We start from the raw sequence: 6,514 nt of genomic DNA, 5'->3' as shown, positions 1-6,514 counted from the left end.
AGCTGGTGGCGCGGGGCGAGCTCTTCGCCAAGACGAATTACGGCCAGAACCTGCTACGCCTCGCCCGCGAGCACGAGGCGGCACAACCTTAGGCTTCTTGTCATCCGCGCACGGTGATCGAGACAGGTTAAGCCAAGATGGATATTCTCGTCGTCGGAGCTGGGATCATAGGCCTCGCGGTCGCACGGGCGATGGTGCTTCGCGGTCACGACGTGATCGTGGCAGAGTCGGCAGGCGCTTTCGGATCAGGCATATCCTCGCGCAATTCTGAGGTGATCCACGCGGGCCTGTACTATCCGACCGGATCGCTGCGCGCCCGCCATTGCGTGGTCGGCCGGCGGATGCTCTACGCATTCTGCGCGAGCCGGGGCGTCGCGCACCGGGCCTGCGGTAAGCTCGTCGTGGCCACCAGCGAGGCGGAGGCCGCAAAGGTCGCGGCGATCCGCGACCAGGGAGCGGCGAACGGCGTCGAGGATCTCGCCCTACTCGATGCGGAGGAGGCACGGCGGCTCGAACCGAACCTCGCCTGCACCGCGGCCCTGCTCTCGGGCTCCACCGGCATCGTTGACAGTCACGGATTGATGCTGGCGCTGCTCGGCGAGATCAAGGACAACGGTGGCGCGCTCGCGCTTGGCACACCGGTGGAGCGGCTCGCGCGCGCACGGGCGGGATGGGTCGCCCATTTCGGCGGCGCGGACCCCGGCACCTACCCGTTCGATGCGATCGTCAACGCCGCGAGCTTCGGCGCGCAGGCGCTTGCCAGCGCCACCGAAGACTACCCGGCGGCGCGCGTGCCGCGCCTTGTGCTGGCCCGCGGCAACTATTTCGGCTGCTCGGGCCGGCCGGCCTTCGGCCGCCTGATCTACCCGGCCCCCGTCGAGGGCGGACTCGGCATCCATCTGACTCTGGACCTCGCCGGGCGGATGCGTTTCGGGCCCGATGTCGAGTGGACCGACAGGCTCGACTACCGAGTGAACCCGGAGCGCGGCGCAGTGTTCTACGCGGCGATTCGGCGCTACTGGCCCGGCCTGCCAGACGGTGCCCTGGTGCCGGACTATGCGGGCATCCGCCCAAAACTGTCAGGCCCCGGCGAGGCCACCCAGGATTTCCGCATCGATGGCCCGAGCGAGCATGGCCTGCCCGGTCTCGTGCACCTGTTCGGCATTGAGAGCCCCGGCCTCACAGCGAGCCTATCGCTCGCTGAGGACGTGGCGAACCGATTGGAGACCTGAGACCGGGTTGCTGGGAACCGGGGGCCTCGACGGTTCCACGGCGGACCTCTGCTGGGTGGCAGGGTCATATCGGGGCGGCGGCCCAAATCCCGGCCCAAGGGCCTCGAGGCCCTTGGGTATCCCGTTACGTGAGGAGGTGAAGGGCCAGCGGGACGGCGATCGCCGTCAGGAAAGCATTGAGTCCCATGGCGATGCCCGCGAAGGTGCCGGCGACCTCGCTGACCTGGAAGGCTCGGGCGGTGCCGACGCCGTGGGCGGCGAGGCCAGCCGCGAAGCCACGAGCGCGCATGTCCCGGATGCGCATGATCTGCATCAGCGGGGTGACCAAGATGGCGCCGACGATGCCGGTGGTCATCACCAGCACGGCGGTCAGCGTCGGGTCGCCGCCGAGCGCCTCCGAGATGCCCATGGCTACGCCGGAGGTCACGGATTTCGGGCTGAGAGAGACGATGACCGGCTCCGGAATGCCCAGCAGACGCGCGAGACCGACCGCCGTGACGAGGGCTGTGGCGCAGCCCGCGCAGAGGGCCGCCAGCATCGGCAGGGCCGCGCGAAGCACCGTGGCACGGTGCTCGTAGAGTGGTAGGGCCAGCACCACGGTGGCGGGTCCGAGCAGGAAGTGCACGAACTGCGCGCCCGCGAAGTAGGTCGGGTACGGCGTCTCAGTGAGCTTCAGTACGCAGGCCGTGATCGCGATGGCGATGAGTACCGGGTTTGCTACCGGATGGCGTCCGGTCGCGGCTGAGATCCGGTCGGCCACGAGATAAGCGACGAGCGTCACTGTCAGCCAGAGCAGCGGCGTGCGTGAGAGATAAACCCAAAGGGCAAAATCCCCGTTCACCGCGTGGTCATCCGGTCGAGCAGGCGCTGCACGCCGATGAAGATCAGAACCGTCGCGGCCAGCGCCGCGCCGGTGGAGACCACGATGACCAGGGCGAGCTTGAGGCCCTGCGACTGTACGACGTCGAGCCGGCCGACGATACCGGCGCCGGCCGGCACGAACATCAGCGAGAGGTTGGCGAGCAGCCCTCGACCAGTTCCCTCGAGCGTCCCGTCGAGCAGGGGCTTTGGCATGAGCCGCCGAAGCGGGCGCGGGCCCCGATCCCGTATGACGAGGAAGGCGAGGAGCAGCGCCATGCCGATAACCGGCCCCGGCACTGGCAGGCCCGCCCCGCGGGCGAGCGCCTCGCCGGCGAGCTGCGCCAGCAGGATAAGACAGAGACTCGCGATCATCGCGCCCCGCCCGCATTCGCGCCGTCCGGCTCCCGGCAAGCGCGCGCCCACCTGACCGCCGCCTCTTCGAGCCCGAGCAGCGCGCCGAGGCGCCAGACCAGTGCCTCCTCGAACTCCCCGACCGCGCCGTCCGCGGCCGCCACAGCCCAGGCCATGGCCACGAGGCGCGTGCGCTCGGCCTCGTCCATCCCGTGGGGCATCATCTCCACGAGGTCGGCCACGTCGCGCGTCTCCGCATCGAAGGCGATCGCCCGGGCGATCAGAGCGCGCGCGGCTTCCGCATCGGCGGCGTCGCGCCTCTGCACGAGGCGGGCGAGGCGCTCGGTTTCCGCAGGGGCCAGAACGCCATCTACCCGAGCAATGTGAACGAGGAGCGCGGTGGCGGCGAGGTGCGTGTCGTCCACGGACTCCCCTCCCCCGGCCGTCCCGAAGGCCTCGGCGGCGTAAGCACGCAGACGGGCGAGCAGCGGCATCGTGGGCTCCCGAAGGCAGAACCAGTAGACTTCCGGCGCCCCCGGCCCCGGTCAAGACTGACCCGGGCATGGGCACCCTGCGCGTCACAGGTGTTGCAGCGCAGCATCACCTCTCCCAACCGGCACCGACCGTCTTGCCAAGCGGAGTCGGGGCGGCTAAGAGCCTACCACCGCACGGATCGCCATCGCGTGACCGCTGCCGCCGCAATAGCTCAGCTGGTAGAGCACCTCATTCGTAATGAGGGGGTCGGGGGTTCGAATCCCTCTTGCGGCACCATTGCTTAGTCCTACAATTGGTTACCGTAATATAGCGTCGGCAAGCCCATAGTAAGCAGCGGAGCGGATGTGACCTCCGCGCGATAGCTGGCCGACCTGCCCTCCCCTATGCCGCGCCGATGTAAGCGCACCTCGCCCCGCCATTCCGATCTCTTTACTCTACACGTGGCGCTCCGGCTCGGATCGTCTGAGCCTGGGCAAGTCGGCATGCCCCGGCTTCTACGGCGAGCACTGGCAGAGGGCGCACGCGAACATGCTCGACTGCCTGGATAAGAGCGTGGGACAAAACTGGCTTGGGCGGGTTGAGAGGGCATGGACGCTCTCGTACCTGACGACCTCTGGGCGGTGATCGAGCCGCTTCTGCCGCCTGAACCTGAGAAGCCGCAAGGTGGCCGCCCTCGTGCCTCGGACCGGGCGGCGTTGGCCGGCATTCTCTTGGTCCTGCGCACCGGCATGCAGTGGAAGCACCTGCCGCGCGCGGAGATCGGTTGCAGCGGCAAGACGAGCTGGCGTCGGCTGGCCGCATGGCAGGCAGCCGGCGTCTGGGCCGCGCTCCACCGCGTGATGCTGGAGCGGCTTCAGGACGCGGACGCACTCGACTGGTCGCGGGCCGCTCTCGACAGCGCCAGCCTGCCCGCAAAAAAAGGGGTTTCGCGACGGGCCCGAACCCGACGGACCGGGGCAAGCCGGGGACGAAGCGCCACCTTGTCGTGGACGCCAACGGCACACCGCTCGGCCTGAGGCTCACCGGGGCCAACTGCCACGACAGCCGCATGCTGGCCGCCACGCTGGATGCGGTGCCGGGCGTGCGCACAGGTCGGCGCGGTCGCCCGCGACGCAGACCAGACAAGCTGCACGCTGACAAGGGCTACGATCATCGCCGCTGTCGGCGCGAGTGCCGGGCCCGCAGCATCACGCCTCGGATAGCCCGGCGCGGCATCAAGAGCCGCGAGCGCCTGGGACGCTACCGCTGGATCGTGGAGCGCACCCTGGCGTGGCTGGCCCGCTTCCGCCGCCTCGCTATCCGTTACGAGCGCCGCGCCGAACTGCACCTCGCCTTCACGACGCTCGCCTGCGCCCTCATCTGCCACGCTCAGGCCAAACGGTTTTGCCCCTGACTCTAAGGGTATCCACCCCTGAACCGCCGAGAAACGTCACACGCCCCTCGATAAGGTCGAGCGTGTCTGTACCGGCACCCGCGTCGAACGTGCCGTTGCTGTAATCGACGTTTAGCGCATCGTTGCCACTACCCGCCGTGACGCTAAACTCATTGATGCCGTCGTCGTCGCCTTTGATGTTGAAAACGTCATCGCCGCCGTTCCCCTGTATGTTAATCCTCTCCTCTTCTTCGCCGCTCTCAAAGAGATCTGGTCCAGAGGTTCCAAAAAGCTCGAGCGCCATGAACATCTCCTCACAGACCGAGAGGCTAGAATTTGGGAGGACGGTACGCGACCATCACATCTCTGTTAAGTGCCAATCTATCCCGGCTGCACCGGGCTATTTCTCCTGAAGGCCGCGTGCACATGAAAAAACCCGCCGCGGCGAGGCCGCGCGGGCTGAAATGTCCAGCAGATGCCGGCGCCGGAGGGGGCCATCAGGCGACACGCGCCGGAAGTGGGCTTGGCGATGGGCCGACCCTTCATGCATCTGTAACAAGCGGCTTGTTCACTGCGCAATCGAGCCTGGTCCCGAGCCAAAGGCCGATACTCGTGATAATGTGTCGGCCGACCATCCAGACCAGCGACGACGAAAAAACCCGCCACGGCGGGGCTTCGGAGGCTGAGCCTCCCGCGGATCTCCCTACCTATGGCGCAATGGCAGGAAGGCCCGCGGGAAATCGACTTTTGGGTCGATACAGCGCATGAAGACAGGTCGGTCAGCAACGTTCCGACCATCGCCGAGTCCCTGTCGGCGTGCGAACTGAGATCGGCCTTAGCTTCTGAGTAGTTGGAGACTAGGCAAACCAACTGCTCTGGACTGAGCCTGCTGCGACGCCCTCGAGGGTTACGTTGCCGCCTCCGGAGAGCGTGAGGACAGCGTTGCCATTCGCGTCGCTGCTGAGAAAGTAGCTCTGCCCGTTCAGCGCAAGCCGGTCGCCTGCCCCAGCGTTGAAGTCGGTGATGCGATCAGATCCGCTCAAAAGCCCGTTAATCGGGTTGTTGAACACGAACCGGTCCGCGCCAGAACCTCCCGTAATGATGTCGTTGCCGAGGTCACCGTTTATTATATCATCTCCGCCGCCGCCGAAGATCCTGTCTTCGTCCTGGCCGCCAAAGATGGTGTCGGCGCCGGACCCACCATAGATCAAATCATTCCCCATGTTTCCGAGCAAAATCGCTCCATCTGGCGAGGCCGTATAGTTGATCAAGTCGGTATCCTGTCCGCCAAAAACTGTGTCTCGTCCGCCGTTTCCGACGATTGTATCCGAGCCGCGGCCACCAAAGATCAAGTCGTCTCCGCTCCCCCCATCGATGAAGTCATTCCCTCCTGCTCCGAGCAGGGTGTCGTTGCCGAGGCCGCCGAAAAGTGTGTCATCGCCGCTGCCGCCGTCCATGACATCGTTGCCGGCGTTGCCGTTCAGGGTGTCGTTGCCGTCCTGCCCGAAGATCAAACCACCTCCGAGAACCGCGTCCAGCACGTCGCCCACATCGGTGCCGCTGAGCAGCTGAAGGTCGGCATCGACGTTGAGGGCTGTGCCGGCTGGGGTAAGCACATCGACGGCGCCGTCAAGGGATACCACCCCAGGCAGATTTGCGACTACGCCAAGGTCGAGAACGCTGTTCTGAGCCGTGCCATTCAGCAGGGAGCCGATGTTGAGCAGAGCCATGGTAGGAAATCCTATGTTGGGGACAATCGGCGGAGGACTGTGGCCGATGTCCGGCCAAATGGTCATTGTCCAACACGCGCGTATGCCCGGGCCGCCATCAGATATGTCAAATTTTACCGGTTTTTCTCTGTTGTATAATTGCGATATCGCCGAGTTTTTTCCCGAGTAAGTTGCGATCACTAGTTGAGATAATATGGTACGCAAGTGAAGTGTCATATCTGGAATGGTTTTTTCCAAACCTAGATGGAACACATGGCAGGGAGATTTGAGACGCCACATGGTGCTGAGCGAACCTCTATCGCAATCGAGAGGCTGTCGTGCAGAGCAGCCAAATTGAGTCCGATCATAAGCTCTTCAACAAATAGGGCCGCCGGGGCGGTGAGCCGGGCGGGCGGAGCCTGGGAGGAAACGACCGCATTAGGTCGCGGACCCATAACGTCTGGCACGGCTGAGGTGCGGCGGCGTTAGCCCTC

Annotated in this window: 7 protein-coding genes and 1 tRNA gene; 3 read left to right on the top strand and 5 right to left on the bottom strand. The window is 65.6% G+C overall.

Annotated elements, in window-relative coordinates; genetic code table 11:
• Nucleotides 1-137 precede the first annotated feature (137 nt).
• On the top strand, nucleotides 138-1,232 hold the full coding sequence (locus AX737_RS16640; RefSeq protein WP_066923292.1) for an NAD(P)/FAD-dependent oxidoreductase: 1,095 nt from the start codon (nucleotides 138-140) through the stop codon (nucleotides 1,230-1,232).
• Between the two features lie 124 nt (nucleotides 1,233-1,356).
• Here the strand turns inward: AX737_RS16640 and AX737_RS16635 are convergent, their stop codons facing one another.
• Genes AX737_RS16635 through AX737_RS16625 form a run of 3 tightly spaced genes read right to left on the bottom strand, consistent with a single transcriptional unit; the run spans nucleotide 1,357 to nucleotide 2,938 of the window.
• Nucleotides 1,357-2,073 carry an LrgB family protein gene (locus AX737_RS16635; RefSeq protein ID WP_066923289.1) on the bottom strand — a complete coding sequence of 239 codons (717 nt, stop codon included), beginning with the start codon at nucleotides 2,071-2,073 and terminating at the stop codon, nucleotides 1,357-1,359.
• Complete coding sequence (locus tag AX737_RS16630) at nucleotides 2,070-2,465, bottom strand: CidA/LrgA family protein (protein WP_066923286.1); 396 nt, start codon at nucleotides 2,463-2,465, stop codon at nucleotides 2,070-2,072. Before AX737_RS16630 ends, AX737_RS16635 begins: the two co-directional genes overlap by 4 nt.
• Nucleotides 2,462-2,938, bottom strand: coding sequence for a TerB family tellurite resistance protein (locus AX737_RS16625; protein ID WP_066923283.1), 477 nt, complete (start codon nucleotides 2,936-2,938; stop codon nucleotides 2,462-2,464). Before AX737_RS16625 ends, AX737_RS16630 begins: the two co-directional genes overlap by 4 nt.
• Nucleotides 2,939-3,139: 201 nt before the next feature.
• On the opposite strand from AX737_RS16625, the gene AX737_RS16620 reads away from it, so the two are divergent.
• Nucleotides 3,140-3,215, top strand: a tRNA-Thr gene (locus AX737_RS16620).
• Nucleotides 3,216-3,526: 311 nt separating this feature from the next.
• Nucleotides 3,527-4,332 (top strand): IS5 family transposase gene (locus tag AX737_RS32165; RefSeq protein ID WP_156453787.1). Its coding sequence is split into 2 segments (ribosomal slippage): nucleotides 3,527-3,851 and nucleotides 3,851-4,332, totalling 807 coding nucleotides; the frame shifts between segments, so codons are not numbered across the junction.
• Here the strand turns inward: AX737_RS32165 and AX737_RS33365 are convergent.
• Nucleotides 4,295-4,615, bottom strand: coding sequence for a hypothetical protein (locus AX737_RS33365; RefSeq protein WP_156453786.1), 321 nt, complete (start codon nucleotides 4,613-4,615; stop codon nucleotides 4,295-4,297). The two genes, AX737_RS32165 and AX737_RS33365, sit on opposite strands and share 38 nt — an antisense overlap.
• 553 nt (nucleotides 4,616-5,168) lie before the next feature.
• The gene (locus tag AX737_RS16610) at nucleotides 5,169-6,041 is read right to left on the bottom strand and encodes a calcium-binding protein (RefSeq protein ID WP_066923280.1); all 873 of its coding nucleotides are present in this window, start codon (nucleotides 6,039-6,041) and stop codon (nucleotides 5,169-5,171) included.
• Nucleotides 6,042-6,514: the final 473 nt, after the last annotated feature.

This window comes from Methylobacterium sp. CCH5-D2, from assembly GCF_001556475.1.
GTDB lineage: Bacteria > Pseudomonadota > Alphaproteobacteria > Rhizobiales > Beijerinckiaceae > Methylobacterium > Methylobacterium hispanicum.
The sequence above is the reverse complement of the archived record's forward strand: the minus strand, read 5'-3'. Positions and strand labels throughout refer to the sequence as shown.

Bases quoted from the DNA above. Each gene is read 5' to 3' on its own strand.
- AX737_RS16640 (WP_066923292.1), top strand. From the start codon at position 138: ATGGATATTCTCGTCGTCGGAGCTGGGATCATAGGCCTCGCGGTCGCA.
- AX737_RS16630 (WP_066923286.1), bottom strand. From the start codon at position 2,465: ATGATCGCGAGTCTCTGTCTTATCCTGCTGGCGCAGCTCGCCGGCGAG.
- AX737_RS16625 (WP_066923283.1), bottom strand. From the start codon at position 2,938: ATGCCGCTGCTCGCCCGTCTGCGTGCTTACGCCGCCGAGGCCTTCGGG.
- AX737_RS33365 (WP_156453786.1), bottom strand. From the start codon at position 4,615: ATGGCGCTCGAGCTTTTTGGAACCTCTGGACCAGATCTCTTTGAGAGC.
- AX737_RS16610 (WP_066923280.1), bottom strand. From the start codon at position 6,041: ATGGCTCTGCTCAACATCGGCTCCCTGCTGAATGGCACGGCTCAGAAC.